Origin of the sequence: Frateuria defendens (assembly GCF_001182895.1) — a bacterium.
Classification (GTDB): Bacteria; Pseudomonadota; Gammaproteobacteria; order Xanthomonadales; family Rhodanobacteraceae; genus Frateuria_B; species Frateuria_B defendens.
On the sequence record NZ_LFQR01000323.1, the window covers coordinates 1 to 312 of the forward strand.

Below are 312 nucleotides of genomic sequence, written 5' to 3' on the forward strand. Positions count from 1 at the left end.
TTCCAGAAGATGCATTCCGTTTAGTTGGTAGCATGGATGATGTTATTGCAAAAGCTAAAGATATGGGTGTTGAAGTATAACAATTAGGAGGAATGGATAATGAATACATTAAACCTAGATATTGTCACTCCTAATGGTTCTGTTTACAATCGTGATAATGTTGAACTCGTTGTTATGCAAACAACAGCTGGTGAGATAGGTGTCATGAGTGGACATATTCCAACTGTAGCTGCTTTAAAAACAGGCTTTGTAAAAGTGAAATTTCACGATGGAACTGAATATATTGCTGTAAGCGATGGCTTTGTTGAAGTT

At 36.2% G+C, this 312-nt stretch carries 1 protein-coding gene; it reads left to right on the plus strand.

Annotated elements, in window-relative coordinates; all coding sequences use genetic code 11:
* Window positions 1-99: 99 nt before the first annotated feature.
* Window positions 100-312 (plus strand): F0F1 ATP synthase subunit epsilon (locus tag ACH65_RS19430; RefSeq protein ID WP_484494429.1); only part of this gene is annotated, 213 nt, incomplete at its 3' end.